The sequence below is a fragment of the Bacillus sp. FSL P4-0334 genome, assembly GCF_038004825.1.
Lineage (GTDB): Bacteria > Bacillota > Bacilli > Bacillales > Bacillaceae > Bacillus > Bacillus velezensis.
This window is the reverse complement of sequence record NZ_JBBORX010000001.1, coordinates 797550-813837: the sequence shown is the minus strand read 5'-3', so window position 1 is coordinate 813837 and position 16288 is coordinate 797550. Positions and strand designations below refer to the sequence as shown.

At 47.0% G+C, this 16288-nt stretch carries 15 protein-coding genes and 2 riboswitches; of the genes, 8 read left to right on the top strand and 7 right to left on the bottom strand.

What is annotated here, in order from left to right:
• Positions 1 to 8: 8 nt before the first annotated feature.
• A complete protein-coding gene (locus tag NSQ37_RS04170) occupies positions 9 to 1448 on the top strand; it encodes a DEAD/DEAH box helicase (protein ID WP_209783574.1) in 1440 nt (479 codons plus the stop codon).
• Between the two features lie 30 nt (positions 1449 to 1478).
• Here the strand turns inward: NSQ37_RS04170 and NSQ37_RS04165 are convergent, their stop codons facing one another.
• Complete coding sequence (locus NSQ37_RS04165; protein ID WP_341123267.1) at positions 1479 to 2729, bottom strand: MFS transporter; 1251 nt, start codon at positions 2727 to 2729, stop codon at positions 1479 to 1481.
• Between the two features lie 171 nt (positions 2730 to 2900).
• Here NSQ37_RS04165 and licT point away from each other — a divergent pair, with 171 nt between their 5' ends.
• Together licT and bglS are read left to right on the top strand one after the other, a co-directional pair.
• A complete protein-coding gene (licT, locus tag NSQ37_RS04160) occupies positions 2901 to 3728 on the top strand; it encodes a BglG family transcription antiterminator LicT (RefSeq protein ID WP_025285501.1) in 828 nt (275 codons plus the stop codon).
• 235 nt (positions 3729 to 3963) lie between these two features.
• A complete protein-coding gene (gene bglS, locus NSQ37_RS04155) occupies positions 3964 to 4695 on the top strand; it encodes a beta-glucanase (RefSeq protein ID WP_007407782.1) in 732 nt (243 codons plus the stop codon).
• 41 nt (positions 4696 to 4736) lie between these two features.
• Here the strand turns inward: bglS and citH are convergent, their stop codons facing one another.
• Complete coding sequence (gene citH, locus NSQ37_RS04150; RefSeq protein WP_025285499.1) at positions 4737 to 6017, bottom strand: citrate transporter CitH; 1281 nt, start codon at positions 6015 to 6017, stop codon at positions 4737 to 4739.
• A 200-nt stretch (positions 6018 to 6217) separates the two neighbouring features.
• Here citH and NSQ37_RS04145 point away from each other — a divergent pair, with 200 nt between their 5' ends.
• From NSQ37_RS04145 to NSQ37_RS04135, 3 genes are all read left to right on the top strand, one after another.
• Positions 6218 to 8269 (top strand): catalase, encoded by a 2052-nt coding sequence (locus NSQ37_RS04145; protein ID WP_136396722.1) that lies wholly within the window; start codon positions 6218 to 6220, stop codon positions 8267 to 8269.
• Positions 8270 to 8517: 248 nt separating this feature from the next.
• Positions 8518 to 8826, top strand: coding sequence for a hypothetical protein (locus tag NSQ37_RS04140; protein ID WP_038456400.1), 309 nt, complete (start codon positions 8518 to 8520; stop codon positions 8824 to 8826).
• Positions 8827 to 8966: 140 nt separating this feature from the next.
• Positions 8967 to 9641, top strand: a complete 675-nt coding sequence (locus tag NSQ37_RS04135) for a DUF3298 and DUF4163 domain-containing protein (protein ID WP_341123265.1) — start codon at positions 8967 to 8969, stop codon at positions 9639 to 9641.
• A gap of 47 nt (positions 9642 to 9688) precedes the next feature.
• Here the strand turns inward: NSQ37_RS04135 and NSQ37_RS04130 are convergent, their stop codons facing one another.
• Complete coding sequence (locus tag NSQ37_RS04130) at positions 9689 to 10882, bottom strand: NupC/NupG family nucleoside CNT transporter (RefSeq protein WP_007407776.1); 1194 nt, start codon at positions 10880 to 10882, stop codon at positions 9689 to 9691.
• Between the two features lie 135 nt (positions 10883 to 11017).
• Positions 11018 to 11118, bottom strand: a riboswitch (purine riboswitch).
• 362 nt (positions 11119 to 11480) lie between these two features.
• On the opposite strand from NSQ37_RS04130, the gene NSQ37_RS21205 reads away from it, so the two are divergent.
• Both NSQ37_RS21205 and NSQ37_RS21200 read left to right on the top strand, forming a co-directional pair.
• A complete protein-coding gene (locus NSQ37_RS21205; protein ID WP_445661282.1) occupies positions 11481 to 11882 on the top strand; it encodes a putative RNA methyltransferase in 402 nt (133 codons plus the stop codon).
• Complete coding sequence (locus NSQ37_RS21200) at positions 11863 to 12228, top strand: methyltransferase domain-containing protein (RefSeq protein WP_445661281.1); 366 nt, start codon at positions 11863 to 11865, stop codon at positions 12226 to 12228. Before NSQ37_RS21205 ends, NSQ37_RS21200 begins: the two co-directional genes overlap by 20 nt.
• 35 nt (positions 12229 to 12263) lie before the next feature.
• On the opposite strand, the gene NSQ37_RS04120 is transcribed toward NSQ37_RS21200, so the two are convergent.
• The 4 genes from NSQ37_RS04120 to pepT form a co-directional block, all read right to left on the bottom strand.
• On the bottom strand, positions 12264 to 13400 hold the full coding sequence (locus NSQ37_RS04120) for a 5-methyltetrahydropteroyltriglutamate--homocysteine S-methyltransferase (protein WP_220007607.1): 1137 nt from the start codon (positions 13398 to 13400) through the stop codon (positions 12264 to 12266).
• A 78-nt stretch (positions 13401 to 13478) separates the two neighbouring features.
• Positions 13479 to 13565, bottom strand: a riboswitch (SAM riboswitch).
• 84 nt (positions 13566 to 13649) lie between these two features.
• Positions 13650 to 14126, bottom strand: coding sequence for an LURP-one-related/scramblase family protein (locus NSQ37_RS04115; RefSeq protein WP_341123262.1), 477 nt, complete (start codon positions 14124 to 14126; stop codon positions 13650 to 13652).
• 103 nt (positions 14127 to 14229) lie between these two features.
• Positions 14230 to 14397: a hypothetical protein gene (locus NSQ37_RS04110; protein ID WP_003150808.1), complete on the bottom strand. Its 168-nt coding sequence runs from the start codon at positions 14395 to 14397 to the stop codon at positions 14230 to 14232.
• 576 nt (positions 14398 to 14973) lie between these two features.
• Positions 14974 to 16206, bottom strand: a complete 1233-nt coding sequence (gene pepT, locus NSQ37_RS04105; protein WP_341123261.1) for a peptidase T — start codon at positions 16204 to 16206, stop codon at positions 14974 to 14976.
• Between the last annotated feature and the right edge of the window lie 82 nt (positions 16207 to 16288).

Below are 16288 nucleotides of genomic sequence, written 5' to 3'. Positions count from 1 at the left end.
GTTTAGTCATGAATGAGTTTAATGAATATGCGATCAGCCCCGAAATCCGACGGGCGCTGAATGGCTTGCAATACACCGAGCCGACTGAAGTGCAGCGGCGCGTCATCCCCGCCGCGCTGCAAAAAAAAGACCTCGTCGTCAAATCGCAGACGGGCAGCGGCAAAACCGCGGCTTTCGGCATTCCGATCTGCGAGCTTGCGGAGTGGGAGGAAAACAAACCGCAGGCGCTGATTTTAACGCCAACCCGCGAGCTTGCGGCGCAGATTAAAGAAGATATCACGAATATCGGCCGTTTTAAACGGATAAAAGCCACGGCGGTTTTCGGAAAAGCTTCTTTTGATAAACAGAAAACCGAACTGAAGCAAAAAAGCCACGTCGTTGCCGGAACGCCGGGGCGTGTGCTTGATCATATAGAAAAAGGGACGCTGCCGCTTGAACGGCTGGCGTATGTGGTGATTGACGAAGCGGATGAAATGCTGAATATGGGATTTATTGAACAGGTGGAAGCCATCATTCAGCATCTGCCGAAAAACAGAGTCACCATGCTGTTTTCAGCGACGCTGCCGGATGACGTCGAGAAGCTGAGCCGCACATATATGAAAGACCCTGAATTGATTGAAGTAAAAGCGGAAGGCCTGACGACAAAAGACATTGAGCATTTTGTCACCAGAACAGAAGAAGAGGACAAAACATCTTTGCTGCGTGATGTCCTGATCACCGAAAACCCGGACAGCTGCATCATATTCTGCCGGACAAAAGAAAGGGTCATCCAGTTAACCGATGAGCTGGACAGGCTGGGCTACCCTTGCGATAAAATTCACGGCGGCATGGTGCAGGAAGACCGCTTTGACGTCATGAATGAATTCAAGCGCGGTGAGTTCCGCTATCTCATTGCGACCGACGTTGCCGCCAGAGGAATTGATATTGAAAACATCAGCCTCGTCATCAATTATGATATTCCGCTTGAAAAAGAAAGCTATGTGCACCGCACCGGCAGAACGGGCCGCGCCGGACACCGCGGACTGGCCGTTACGTTTGTGACGCCGTCTGAATCGCGGTTCCTGAATGACATTGAGACATATATCGGTTTCCGCATCCAGAAGCGGGAGGCGCCGTCCAAGAAAGAAACAGCGGAACGGAAAGCGGCTTTTGCGGAAAAATTGAACGCCCGCCCCGATGTCAAAACAGACAAAAGCGAACAGTTAAACAAAGACATCATGAAGCTGTACTTTAACGGCGGGAAAAAGAAAAAACTCAGAGCGGTCGATTTTGTCGGAACGATTGCGAAAATCGACGGCGTTTCAGCCGATGATATCGGGATTATCACGATTCTGGACAACGCATCGTACGTCGAAATTCTGAACGGCAAAGGCCCGCACGTTCTTGACATCATGAAAAATACGACGGTCAAAGGCAAAAAACTGAAAGTCCATAAAGCCAAGAAATAAAAAAGAAAGCCTGCCGCGCGCAGGCTTTTTTTACGCCGTCTCCTCAGGCACGAACGCAAGAATGCCAATCCCGATTACAAACAAAATGATCAGGCTGAACACGGCGGCTGACGAATTTCCGGTCAGCTGGGCGGTCACGGCAATCAAAAGCGGGCCGATAATCGAAGCGAACTTGCCGAAGATATTATAAAAGCCGAAAAACTCATTGGCGTTCTGTTTGGGGACAAGCTTTGCAAAGTAAGAGCGGCTCAGCGCCTGAATACCTCCTTGGGAAGTGGCGACAAGCATAGCCAAAACCCAGAAATCAAAAGCGGAATCCATAAAATAAGCATACGTGCAGACAATCATATACACGCCGATTCCGGCATAAAGCATCGTTTTTCCCTTAAACTGTTCGGCCAGCCGTCCGTACAAAATCGAAAAAGGCGCGGCGACGACCTGAGTGACAAATAAAACAATCAGCAGATTTGCCGCGCTGATGCCGAGGTCAGCCCCGTATGACGTGGACATCGTAATGATGGTGCCGACCCCGTCGATATAGAAGAAATAGGCGAGCAGAAACAAAAACAGCGCCCGGTGCTTCCTGATCTGCTTCAGCGTGCCGGCCAGCCGTTTAAAACTGCTGATTACAAGCCGCGGCTCCCTCTCGATATAATAGCGCTGGCGGACGCGGAGAAGGAGCGGGATCGAAAACAGCCCCCACCATGCCGCCGTAATCAAAAAGGCAATGCGGCCGGCAGCCTGGGCGGACAGCGGAATCACCTCCGCTTGTGCTGAAAGAATCACGGCAATGCTGAGGAGAAAAGGGATCGTACTGCCGATATAGCCCAGCCCAAACCCCCTGGCGGACACCATATTCATCCGCTCCTTTGCGGCCACATCAACGAGAAACGCATCATAAAACACATTAGACCCGGCAAAGCCGATCGTGGAAATCGTATAACAAATTAATAACAGCATCCAAGATTCGCCGGGAATCAAAGCCAGCGCGGCGGTGCCCGCCACACCGATCAGAAAAAAGAAGGCAAAAAACCGTTTCTTGCATCCTTTGTAGTCGGCAATCGTTCCTAGGACGGGGCCGAGCATCGCCAAAATAAAAGTCGCGGCGGCAATCGTATAGCCCAAATAAGCGGTAGAATCCGCCGCGCTGACACCGTTTTCCGCCGCCGCGGCTTTAAAAAACAAGGGGAATACCGCCGTCATAATAATGACCGAATAAGCTGAATTGGCCCAATCATACAGCATCCAGCTGCTTTCTTCTTTCGAAAACCGTTTCATCACACACGCTCCTTCCCAAAAACCGGTTCTCTGCATTATATGCGCCGCTGCCTCATCGTTGGACAATGATTTCTGAACGGCGTTTTCTGATTGACCTGGAGATATTGACCTAGTTCAAAAAGGATGTAAAATCAAGGTGTAGCAGGTAAATGGTCAGGCGGGAGGGAGACAGAATTGAAGATTGCGAAAGTCATTAATAATAATGTTGTCAGTGTGCTCAAAGAAGGCAATCAGGAATTGGTTATCATGGGCCGGGGCATTGCTTTTCAAAAGAAAACGGGAGACCCGGTAGATGAAGCCCGCATTGAGAAAGTGTTCACGCTCGATAACAAAGATGTATCCGAAAAGTTCAAAACCCTTTTGTATGATATCCCGATCGAATGTATGGAAGTATCCGAAGAGATTATCAGCTATGCGAAATTACAGCTCGGCAAAAAGCTCAATGACAGCATCTATGTGTCGCTGACCGACCATATTAACTTTGCGATCCAGCGCAATAAGAAAGGGCTGGATATCAAAAATGCCTTACTGTGGGAAACGAAACGGCTGTACAAAGACGAATTTGCAATCGGCAAACAAGCGTTGGCCATGGTAAAAAACAAGACTGGCGTGTCTCTGCCGGAGGATGAAGCAGGCTTTATTGCGCTGCATATTGTCAATGCCGAGCTGAATGAAGAGATGCCCAATATCATCAACATTACAAAAGTCATGCAAGAGATTTTGAGTATCGTAAAATACCATTTTAAGATTGACTTCAACGAGGAATCACTTCACTATTATCGGTTTGTCACCCACTTAAAGTTTTTCGCGCAGCGTCTTTTTAACGGCACACATATGGAAAGCCAGGACGATTTTTTGCTGGAGACAGTGAAAGAAAAGTACCATCGGGCGTATGAATGCACGAAGAAAATCCAAACATGCATTGAGAGGGCGTATAAGCACAAGCTCACCAGTGACGAGCTGCTGTATTTAACGATTCACATAGAAAGGGTAGTCAAATAAGCATAATGAAAGCGTTGGCATTTTTTTCTTCATTCACATATGATCTTGTTAGGATTGTTACTGATAAGCAGGCAAAACCTAAATTACAATGAGCGCTGATCATTTCTGTTTGTGCTGATGGTAATTTAGGTTTTTTTAAGATTCATTATTATCATTATTCTGACCGATGTCCCCTTTTAACGGAATCATGTATGATCAATAAAGAAATCGCTTTCAAAGAAAGGGGAATGCCGACATGTTTTATCGTATGAAACGAGTGCTGCTGCTTCTTGTCACTGGATTGTTTTTGAGTTTGTGTGCGATCACTTCTACTGCATCAGCTCAAACAGGAGGATCGTTTTTTGAACCTTTTAACAGCTATAACTCCGGATTATGGCAAAAAGCAAATGGTTATTCCAATGGAGATATGTTCAACTGCACGTGGCGTGCAAATAATGTATCAATGACGTCATCAGGTGAAATGCGTTTGGCGCTGACAAGCCCGTCTTATAACAAGTTTGACTGCGGGGAGAACCGCTCCGTTCAAACCTATGGCTACGGACTTTATGAAGTCAGAATGAAACCGGCTAAAAACACAGGGATCGTTTCATCGTTCTTCACTTATACAGGTCCAACGGATGGCACTCCTTGGGATGAGATTGATATCGAATTTTTAGGAAAAGACACGACAAAGGTTCAATTTAACTATTATACAAATGGCGCGGGAAACCATGAGAAGGTTGCGGATCTCGGATTTGACGCGGCCAATGCCTATCATACGTATGCGTTCGATTGGCAGCCAAACTCTATTAAATGGTATGTCGATGGGCAATTAAAACATACTGCGACAAGCCAAATCCCGACAAACCCGGGAAAGATCATGATGAACTTGTGGAATGGGATAGGTGTCGATGACTGGCTCGGTTCCTACAATGGTGTAAATCCGCTATACGCTCATTATGACTGGGTGCGCTATACAAAAAAATAATGTACAGAAAAGGATTTCCGCTGGCGGAAATCCTTTTTTAATTAAAACGAAATAATCCCAATCAAAAGCGCCGCAATCGTCATCACAATCGTTGTCCCCACGGCCCATTTAATAGTGAATTTTTGATGATCGCCAAAGCTGACGCCCGCCATTCCGACCAATAGATAGGTGGATGGCACAAGCGGGCTGAGCAGATGCACCGGCTGGCCCAGCAAGGAGGCTCTTCCGATTTCAGCGGCGTCTATTCCGTAAGCGGAAGCGGCTTCGGCGATGATGGGAAGCACACCGAAGTAAAAGGCGTCATTTGACATGAAAAAGGTGAAAGGCATGCTGGCAATCGCAGTGATCAACGGCAGATGCGGGCCCATGGCATCAGGGATGAGGGAAACGAGAGAATGCGCCATCGCATCCACCATTTTTGTGCCGGAGAGAATGCCTGTGAATATGCCTGCCGCAAACACCATTGAGACAACGTTTAACGCATTACCCGCATGCGCTGAAATCCGTTTCTGCTGCTCTTTGACATTTGGATAGTTGATCATCAAGGCGATGGCGAACGCGATCATAAAAAGAACAGGGATGGGAAGCAGGCTGGTGATCAGCGCGGCCATCAGAGCAACAGTCAGCAACAGGTTAAACCATTGGAGAGCGGGACGCTTCAGCGGCGCAGCCTCCGGATCAGAGGACGGCGCGTGTTCAATTGAAATGACACCGAGCCGCTTCCGTTCTTTTTTTCCGAGGAGATAAGCAACGGCGATCACCCAGAGAACGCCGGCAATCATAGCGGGAATCAGCGGCGTAAAGACTTCCGACGTGTCCAATTTCAAGGAAGCCAAAACCCTCGCCGTCGGCCCGCCCCACGGAATAATATTCATGACGCCCGAACCGAGCATCGCGATCCCCGCCAGCACCAAACGGTTCATGCCGAGCCGTTTGTAAAGGGGCAGCATTGCCGCAATCGTAATCATATACGTTGTTGTCCCATCTCCGTCCAGCGAAATGGTCATTGTCAGAACCGCTGTGCCGATGGCGATTTTTAACGGATCCCCTTTGACAAGCGATAGAATTTTGGCAATGAGGGGATCAAACAGACCTGAGTCAATCATAATGCCGAAATACAGGATGGCGAATAACAGCATGATCCCGGTAGGAGCGAGGTCTGTAACGCCTTGAATCATCATCTCGCCGAGATCTTTGCCAAATCCGCTGATCAGGGCAAACACAACAGGAACGACAATCAAAGCAATAAGAGCGGAAAGCCGATTAGACATAATAAGATACATAAAGACAATCATCATCACAAAACCGAGTATGGCAAGCACGATATGACCTCCCCTGTTCAACAGCTATTTTGGTAAGCGCTTTCACAATTTATTTCTGTGAAAATGGCTTATTTCAAAATGTGTATGACCGCATATGTAAATACAGACCTAAAATCCTAATGAGCGGATCAGCAGTTTATATGAAGAACGCCGCGGGTAAATGTGCTGTAGAATGTCTCGTTTTAAAAGGGGGAACTGACATGAGTGATGATCAAAACAAACGAGTAAATGAACACTCAAAGGACGAACAGCTGGAGCAGTACCGGTCTGATAACAGCGGCAAAAAAATGACGACCAATCAGGCGCTTCGCGTGTCTGAGGATGAACATTCTTTAAAAGCGGGCGTCCGCGGCCCCACGCTGATGGAGGATTTTCATTTTCGTGAAAAAATGACGCACTTTGACCACGAGCGGATTCCGGAACGGGTCGTTCATGCGCGCGGGTACGGCGTTCATGGGCATTTTCAGGTGTACGAACCGATGACGGAATATACACGGGCGAAATTTTTGCAAGACCCGTCCGTCAAAACGCCTGTTTTCGTCCGTTTCTCAACAGTGGCGGGCTCCAAGGGGTCAGCCGACACCGTCCGTGACGCCAGGGGATTTGCGACGAAGTTTTATACTGAAGAAGGGAACTATGACCTCGTCGGAAACAATATTCCGGTGTTCTTCATTCAGGACGCGATCAAATTCCCGGATCTCGTTCACGCCATAAAACCGGAACCGCACAATGAAATGCCGCAGGCTGCGACGGCTCATGATACGTTCTGGGATTTTGTCGCTAATAACCCTGAGTCGGCTCACATGGTCATGTGGACGATGTCTGACCGCGGCATCCCGCGGAGCTATCGGATGATGGAGGGCTTCGGCGTGCATACGTTCCGTTTCGTCAACGAGAAAGGAAAAGCGCGCTTTGTAAAATTCCACTGGAAACCCGTGCTCGGCGTTCATTCCCTCGTATGGGATGAAGCGCAGAAAATTGCCGGGAAAGATCCCGATTTCAACCGCCGCGACCTGTGGGAAACGATTGAAAACGGCGGCAAAGTCGAGTATGAGCTCGGTGTTCAGATGATTGACGAAGAAAATGAATTTAAATTTGATTTCGATATCCTTGATCCGACGAAGCTGTGGCCGGAGGAGTTGGTTCCCGTCAAGCTGATCGGAAAAATGACCCTTGACCGCAATCAGGACAATGTCTTTGCGGAAACGGAACAGGTCGCCTTTCACCCGGGAAATGTCGTGCCGGGCATTGATTTCACCAATGATCCGCTTCTTCAAGGCCGGCTTTTCTCTTATACGGATACACAGCTCATCCGTCTTGGCGGGCCGAATTTTCACGAGATTCCGATCAACCGGCCGGTCTGCCCGTTCCATAACAACCAATACGACGGCTACCACCGGATGACGATTAATAAGGGCCCCGTCGCCTATCATAAAAATTCCCTGCAGAACAATGATCCGTCGCCGGCCTCAGAAGAAGAAGGCGGATACGTTCATTACCAGGAAAAAGTAGAAGGCAGAAAAATCCGCCAGCGCAGTGAGAGCTTCAATGACTATTTTTCTCAGGCCAAGATGTTCTGGAACAGCATGTCTCCCGCCGAGAAAGAACATATCATCTCCGCGTTCTGTTTTGAAGTCGGAAAAGTGAACAGCAAGGACGTGCAGCAGCAGGTGGTGGATGTCTTCAGTCACGTCGACGCCGGGCTTGCCGAGCGTGTTGCGAAAGGAATCGGCGTGAACCCGCCGCCGAAGGACCGTGAATCTGATGAAACGTTCACTTCCCCGGCCTTAAGCCAGGAAAACACGGTGAAGACGGCAGCGACAAGGCAGGTCGCGGTTTTAACCGACCACGGGTTTTCTGATGAGAAAGTCAAACAAGTGCTTGACGCATGCAAACAGGCGGGAGTCAGAGCCGATATCATCAGCCCCGCGCTGGGAACTGTCAAGGGAGAAAACGGTACGGAGCTGAAAGCGTCAGCCACTTTCCTGACAGCGGATTCCGTCCTGTACGACGCTGTTTTCATTCCGGGCGGAAAACAAAGCACAGACAGCCTCAAAGCCCAAAAATCGGCTAAAGACTTCGTCAGCGAAGCTTTCAGCCATTACAAAGCGATCGGCGCCTCCGGTGAAGGAAAAGAACTTCTCGCCCTCGCCGCCGGAACCGAAAGCGGCCCCGGCCTTGTTCCGGACGGGAACCATGAACAATTTCTGAAGGCCGTGGCTGAGCATCGGCATTGGGACAGAAACATATAAGAATGAAAAAGCGCCTTTTATGAGAGGGGCGCTTTTTTCTTGTGAAAGTGAAATATCTGAACGAAGCATTAATATTGGGAGAAAACGAAAATGGCTTCCGTGCAAATCCGTCCGGGACATTCAGACAACAGTTTTAGAGAGTCAGGGCATTGCATTATTTAAAGGGTTCTGACTGATGGTGAAATAATCTTTGGTTTACTTCCGCTCTGTGTTTGTGTATCTTAGGGGTAGATTTTCTGGAGGAGCGAATGATAGTGAAGCCGTTTACCGAAAAACAACTTGAAGAATATTACCGGCGTGACGAAAACATGATGATTTTGGTGTTTGCCCAATGGTGCGTCAATCATGACCTTGATCCGATGGCCATTTACAGCAAGGCTTATCCCGGACAGCCTTTAAACGAAGAGCTGCAAAAAACGGCTGAAGAGCTTGTCGTGCCGAAGGAGGAATCAGAACCGATTCCTGATCAAACCGTCATCGGCGTTTTGGAGATGTTCGGCAACTCCGATTTGGCGGAAGCCGTTTATGAAGCCATTGCGCAAAGACCTTCACGGTAAAAGAGGCGTGGATTTTCCATGTCTCTTTTTTTCATGGAGAAAATGTGAAAGAAGGCCCAGAAACAATTTGCTGATCCGCGCTGTCTATAGAGTGTAACCCGTTTTCAAAAAGGGAACGGTAATGAAAAGGAGGAGTTGTGATGAAAAAGGCATTCAAAATGATGGCAGCCGTGCTCTTAACCGTGCTGACAGCCGCGCCGTTCGGAGGTTTCGCGCCTTCAGCCGAGGCCGCGCAAACCGCAAAGCCCGTTGTCAAAAGCCATACGTATAAGCATGTAAAGCAGCTGACATACCCCGAGGTCACAAATACGGGAAACGCATCTTTTGAAAAGAAAGTCAATCAGGACTTCAAGCGCTATATTGAACAATCGTACAAAGAATATGTGAAAAACAAAAAAGACGGTGAAAAACAAGGCTACAAAGCGGAATACCAAACAAATTTCAAGGTGAAGTATAATCAAGACGGCAAACTCAGCATTCAGACGGAAGACTACAGTTACACAGGCGGCGCACACGGGCTGACATCCGTTCAGACCTTTAATTACGACCTGGCCGCGAAAAAACGGGTCACACTCGATAATGTGCTGAATACAAAAACGAAAGCTAACAAAACGAGAGACTATCTTTACGGCTACATCAAGAAACATGACGATCTGTTTGACCAGGACGTCAAAAAACAAGAGATCATCCTGAATAGCGAAAGACCTTTCTTCTTTACGAAAAACGGCATTGCCGTTGTGTTCGGACAATATGATCTCGGACCTTACGCGGCAGGAATCCGGGACGTTTTCGTACCTGCATCCGTCTATCAATAAAAAAAAGCGATATCACTCCAAAATGGAGCGGTATCGCTTTTTTTCTTTTACCAGACAAACAATCCGACAATCGCCGCGCTCAATAAGGAAACGGCAATTCCGCTGACAAGCAGCTTCCAGACGTTTTTTCCGATGATGGCTGATTTTTCACCATCAAGCAGAGATTGATAAGATCCGTAGATCATACCGATGGTGCTGAAGTTTGCGAATGATGTCAGGAATGTCGTAGCCACGGCAATCGTGTGCGGCGGAAGTGAATTCAGCTGCCCTTTCAGATCGGCCATTGCCACAAATTCATTCGTCGCGAGCTTGATGCCCATCAGCTGTGCGACATACATCGCGTCATGTACGCCTAATCCGAGGAGGAAGGCAAACGGACTGAAGATGTATGAGAAAATCTTTTGAATGGTCAACCCGTGCATGAACAGCCCGAGTACGCCGTTTAACGCGGCCGTTAACGCCACATAGCCGATTACCATCGCTAAAATGACAATGACCATGTTCATGCCGACAAGCATACTGTTAGAAATCGTGGAGAAGAAGTCTTTTTTCTCCGCTTTTGAAGGAACGTAAATAATATCATCCTCTTTAGAAACGTCCACGGGATTCAGCATATTGGCGATTAAAAGCGCGTTTAAGCAATTCAGCGGGATGGCTGTAAACACATAAGTGGACGGAACCATCGTCAAGTATGATCCGATGATCGAGCCGCTGATGCTGCTCATGCTCATCAGCCCGAATGTCAAAAGCCGATTGTTGCTGACGGCGGCAAGCTGCTGGCGGATGACGGCTAAAGCTTCCGTATTTCCTAAAAACATCATCTGGATGGAGAAAAAGCTCTCCAGCTTCGGCAGACGGGATATTTTAGAAATCAGCCAGCCGATTTTATCAATGAGCCACGGCAGAATACCGAAATACGACAGCATATCAAAGAAGGTCACGACGAAGATAATCGGCAGCAATGCGCTGAAGAAAAAATCAACCGTCGGATTGGCCATGACAGACGGAAAAGCGAACGCAATCCCTTGACTGGCGCAGGAAATCAGCCATGTAAAGAACGCGCCGATCTTCCCGATGACAAAGCCGCCGACTTTTGTCCCTAACATAAACCAAGTAATCAGAAACTCAAAGACGAGGAGCATGACAATCGGACGCCATTTAATCTTCTTCTTGTTGGGAGAGCATAAGAAAACAACAGCCATGACAACAATGAGACCGACAATGTTCAATAAAAAGTACATGTGAGCAACTCCTATAAGGGTATTATGGAAATAAAAAAAGCTCTTATTCGTCACAAATTCCTGAAAGTCAGAAAGTGTGATAAATAAGAGCCAAAAGAAAAGAATAGACAGCGTCATATGCTTTTCACTCGTTCAAATTTATGCAAACTTTCTTGTAGTCTAGTCTTTTACGGCACTAGGTAGAAACAATCAGACCATATTACTGATCATATACAAGAATAACGATATTACATGAGATAGCAGTATTTTATCGTTTCAATTTTTGAAAATCAACCTTTTTAGATATTTTCAAAATAATAAATTTATATTATAAATAAAGAAAATAAAGGATGTTCATAAGTAATTGGATAATAAAGGTACAAAAAACCCCTGAAAACCGTTCTGGTTCATTGTAAAGACGGGATGCAGCTGATAAAATGGATCTGAGGGCACAGCCTTCAAAAGACGGCAGAAAAGGGGTCATTTTCGTGATCATCCAGTTCATTCGTTACAGATAATGAGAGGTATAGATGAATAGGTTAAACCTTCCAATTTGGCGAGGTTTATTTGTCTATGCCTTTTTCATTTCATCGGAATAACGAATGAATGAGGTGTTTTTTTGACGTCTATAAAAAGAAAACGCGCGGAATTACTGCAATCATGCCAGTCCGTGTTCAGGTGTCCGCTATGCCGGTCGGCCATGGCGGTCTCACAATACCGAAGCTTGATTTGCGGACAGGGGCATACATTTGATATATCAAAACAAGGATATGTGAATTTCCTCAATAAATCGGTCAAAACCCGCTATGACAGACAGCTGTTCGAAGCGAGACGCGAGCTTTTTGACAGCCGGGAATTTTTTGGGCCGGTTCAAAAGGAGATCGCCGCCATCATCACCCATATTCAATCTCCGCAAACATCAGCGGCGGTATTGGATGCGGGGTGCGGAGAAGGGTCTCATTTAGCCGCCGTATGCAAATGGCTTCAGCCCTGCTTTTTCCGTGACGGGAATCGGCATTGATCTCTCGAAAGAAGGTGTGCTGCATGCCGCAAAGGCCTTCGGGAATCATATGGTTTTTGCCGTCGCTGATGTGGCGGATGCGCCGTTTGCCGACAGCCGTTTTGATGTCGTAATGTCTGTTTTATCACCTTGGAATTACAAGGAATGCAGCGCGGGCTTTCAAACCTTTGAGCGCAAACGGCTGTGTTACACAAAGACTTTAGCGCAGCCTGACCTCGAGCGGCTTGTGAAAATGACGCCCTTAACATGGAAATGTACTGATGCCAGCATCCAGCGGTTTATCAGCCGGAAAGAGGCTGCTGTCACGATAGATATCGATATTTTAATCGGAACCGATCCGCTGTAAAACGGAAAAGACACGCTAATCGCGTGTCTTTTTTTTTATTTCCAGACTTCACCGGCAATGTTGACGACATGGCGCAGTTTCGCCCATTGCTGTTCTTCTGTGATCAGGTTTCCTTCCTCAGTGGAGGCGAATCCGCATTGCGGGCTGAGGCAAAGCTGATCCAGGCTGACATATTGTGAAGCTTCTTCAATCCTTCGTTTAATCGCGTCCTTGTCTTCAAGTTCGCCATGTTTTGACGTAATCAAGCCAAGCACAAGCTGAAGATCAGAGCGTTTGACATAACGGAGCGGTTCAAAGCCGCCGGAGCGGGAATCATCATATTCCAGAAACAATCCGTCAAGATCAAGCCCGTCAAAAATCGTTTCAGCCGCTGCATCATAGCCGCCTTCAGCCGTCCATGTGGATTGGAAGTTGCCGCGGCAGATATGCATCGTAACCTTCAGATCGTCAGGGCGATCCTTGATGGCGTCATTAATGGAAGCGGCAAACAGCTTGCGCAGCTCATCCGGCGTCGTGCCGAAAGCTTCAATCTGACGAAGCCCCGCTTCTGATAAGAAAACGGCCCATGCGGTGTCATCGAGCTGAAGGTAGCGGCACCCGGCGTCATAGAAAGCTTGAATCGCTTTTTTATACGCTTTTGACACATCGTGCTGAAATTGTTTGTAATCATTCTGGTAGGACGCTTTTTCCAATTTTCCGCGGAAAAACAGCATATTCGGACTTGGGATGGTCATTTTCGGAACAGCATCGCCGGCAATGCTGTGCAGGAATTTATAATCTTCGAGCATCGGATGCTGAGAAAAATCAATATCTCCCGTTACTTTAATGCCGCGCGCTTTCGTTTGTACGTTGTGAAACTGAATGCCGCTTTTAGGCGTAAACGCTTCGACGCCGTCTAAATTTTCGAGAAAATCAAAATGCCACCAGGCCCGGCGGAATTCGCCGTCAGTCACGACATTGAGGCCGGTTTCTTTCTGCTTTTTCACACTGCGGATGATTTCTCTGTTTTCGATTTCGCGCAGCTGTTCTGCCGAAATCTCACCCGCCGCTCTTTGCAGGCGGGCTTGCTTCACAGCCGCCGGCCGCAGCAGACTTCCGACCTGATCCGCGCGAAACGGCGGGTTTTTTCTTAGAAGCGTATGCAATGGTTGTTCTGTGTTTTGCTGTGACATGAACGATTCCTTCTTTCCTGATGAAATATAAAAAAACTCTTCCCTCGGATAGGGAAGAGCTTGCGTCCGCAAATCTCAACCTTATCTTCAGGATTTAGCACCATTCTGCTGAACAGCGGTTGCCGGGTATCATAGGGCCAGTCCCTCCACCTCTCTTGATAAGGAAATATGCTATTTTTCAGAATAAACTGTAATACTCTTAATCTTAGTATATTATCTTATATTGTCAATATATTTCGATAAATATTTTTATTTATCACCCTCAAATAGAATCATATCTATCACAATGGCGATCGCGAGACAAAGAACGATATCCTCTTCCTTTTCAATCTGCAAATGATAGGAATCGCCCCAGATCATCCATGATTTGGTAACGGTCATCCGGTTTGATTTTCCGTCTGTCACTTGAAAATTCCGGCCCCACACATCGCCGGTAAGATCCCAGCCGAGTCCGGAAATTTCAAATTTCGGTTTGAAAAACGTGACTTTCTTGATGACTTGGCAGACGGGTTTGCCGCTGACGGAAATCTCGTAACGGGGAACGAGCGACATCAGTTTCTGGTTGACGCTGGCGAGCGTGCGGCCGTCCAAATCAGTCAGTTTCAGTTCATCACCGAATGAAAACAGCTTTCCTTCAACATTGTAGACTTCTTTTCCGCTTTCAAGAAACACTTGAAAACGATTCTTAAACGTAAACATTTGCTCTTTGATGTAAAAATGGTACATAAAAAAACTCCTTTTTTATGTTTTACGAAAAAAGGAGGCGGTTGGTTTCATATCGGGCGGGTACATAAAAAAAAGGCTGCCGATTTTGCGGCAGCTGTCGTTTTTATGATAGCGGCATCCGGCGTTTTTGACGGATCGCATTTAAATCAATGATGTTATTCGTGTCGGCAGCTGTCACCAGCGGGCTTGTCTTTGGCGTTTTCCGGCGGTTGTCCTTACTGAAAGAGAAAACAAGATACCCTGTCAAAGCAGCAAAAATAAGTAGCATCATTTTACATACCTCCCAAAAAAAGTTTTGGTATTATTATTGTACGAAAAAACAAACGAAAAGTATTCAAACAATTGTCACTTTTTTAAAAAATAACGTCATTTTCCGTAAAAATGACTATGGGTTGAAGAGATTTTGCTCTTGTTGTGGTTCTATAGATTGTATCGGCTGATGAATGATGATCGTTTATATAACTTTTTCACTATTTTTTGTAAGTGTCTAATTAACTACTTCAGTGTTTTCGTTTGCCTTGTGTTATTCAGTACCCTAAAAAACCTTATCATATGCAAAATAACTGCTTCTAACAGATGACTGCGGGATGACAGCGCTTTCTTTATTTTTTTAAAGAAAACGAGATGTTATCTTAAAAAAATCGTTTGAACATTTTCCGCAGTTTTTTAAAAGGGTTTGATTTCGTCTCCAGAATACGCGGGTCTTTTAAGGTTTTTTTCAATTCTTTCGCTACAGTCCCTCTTGCCATAGTCTTCACTCCTTCTTTCCAATTCATACCTTATATACGGAAAGAAAGAAGGAAAGGTTTCATGTGAAAGAAAAAAACCAAAGCAGGGGGCTTTGGTTTTAAGCGCGCTCTTCAAAGAGCCTGGCGATTTCAACAATGACGTTTACCGCCTTTTCCATATGATCGACGGAAATGTATTCATATTTTCCGTGGAAGTTTTGGCCGCCCGTGAAAATGTTCGGTGTCGGCAGCCCCATGTAAGAGAGCTGTGATCCGTCGGTTCCGCCCCGGATCGGTTCGATAATCGGTTCGATATCGAGGTTTTTCATGGCTTGATAGGCGACATCGACTATCTCTTTGACCGGTTCGATTTTTTCTCTCATGTTGTAATATTGATCACGCAGTTCAAGCTTGATGCTTTCCTTGCCGTATTTGGCCGCCAGCGCATCGGCGGTTTTCTGCATATATTCTTTTCGTTCTGCAAAGCGGTCTCTGTCAAAGTCTCTGATGATGTACGACAGGGCGGCTTCAGAAACGTCTCCGTTCATGGAAAGTAAATGATAGAAGCCTTCATACCCTTCCGTATATTCCGGCGCTTCTTCTTTCGGCAGCGCGTGATGAAATTCCATCGCGATTTTTGAAGCGTTGACCATTTTGTTTTTCGCCGTTCCCGGGTGGACGCTTTTTCCGTAACAAGTAAGCTTTGCGGCGGCTGCGTTAAAGCTTTCATATTGCAGTTCGCCGAGGGGGCCTCCGTCTATCGTGTAGGCGAATGCGGCGTTGAAGCGGCCGACATCGAATTTGTGAGGGCCTCTGCCGATTTCTTCATCGGGCGTAAACGCGACCCGGATCGTTCCGTGTTTGATGTTCGGATGTTTGATCAAGTACGCCATTGCCGTCATGATTTCGGCAATGCCCGCTTTGTTGTCGGCTCCGAGCAGCGTCGTGCCGTCTGTTGTGATCAGCGTCTGGCCTTTATAGCGGGAGAGCTCCGGGAATTGCTCAGGCGACAGGACGACATTGAGTTTGTCATTCAGAACGATATCATGTCCGTCGTAGCTCTCAATAATCTGAGGATTCACATTTTTCCCGGTAAAATCGGTCGCGGTGTCCACGTGAGCCAGAAAACCGACAGTCGGCACGTCTTTATCCGTATTTGCCGGCAGAGTCGCCATGACGTACCCATTGTCATCGACTGTGATGTCTGTCATGCCGATCGACTTTAATTCATCTGCCAGCATGTTGGCCAATGTCAGCTGGCCGGGGGTTGAAGGGCAGTTTTCATTGTTTTCGTCAGACTGTGTATCGACTTTTACATAAGAGGTAAAGCGTTCAATGATTTCATTTTTCATACCGTCATCTCCTTTGTCTTATCTTACCATGCGCGGGGGAGGGATTTCTATTTCGCAACCGGTTTGAATCGAAGGCTCTGTG

Excerpts from the sequence above, each read along its gene's own strand:
- NSQ37_RS04170 (WP_209783574.1), top strand. The coding sequence starts at position 9 with ATGAATGAGTTTAATGAATATGCGATCAGCCCCGAAATCCGACGGGCG.
- bglS (WP_007407782.1), top strand. The coding sequence starts at position 3,964 with ATGTTTTATCGTATGAAACGAGTGCTGCTGCTTCTTGTCACTGGATTG.
- NSQ37_RS04145 (WP_136396722.1), top strand. The coding sequence starts at position 6,218 with ATGAGTGATGATCAAAACAAACGAGTAAATGAACACTCAAAGGACGAA.
- NSQ37_RS04140 (WP_038456400.1), top strand. The coding sequence starts at position 8,518 with ATGATAGTGAAGCCGTTTACCGAAAAACAACTTGAAGAATATTACCGG.
- NSQ37_RS04135 (WP_341123265.1), top strand. The coding sequence starts at position 8,967 with ATGAAAAAGGCATTCAAAATGATGGCAGCCGTGCTCTTAACCGTGCTG.
- NSQ37_RS04130 (WP_007407776.1), bottom strand. The coding sequence starts at position 10,882 with ATGTACTTTTTATTGAACATTGTCGGTCTCATTGTTGTCATGGCTGTT.
- NSQ37_RS04120 (WP_220007607.1), bottom strand. The coding sequence starts at position 13,400 with ATGTCACAGCAAAACACAGAACAACCATTGCATACGCTTCTAAGAAAA.
- NSQ37_RS04115 (WP_341123262.1), bottom strand. The coding sequence starts at position 14,126 with ATGTACCATTTTTACATCAAAGAGCAAATGTTTACGTTTAAGAATCGT.
- NSQ37_RS04110 (WP_003150808.1), bottom strand. The coding sequence starts at position 14,397 with ATGATGCTACTTATTTTTGCTGCTTTGACAGGGTATCTTGTTTTCTCT.
- pepT (WP_341123261.1), bottom strand. The coding sequence starts at position 16,206 with ATGAAAAATGAAATCATTGAACGCTTTACCTCTTATGTAAAAGTCGAT.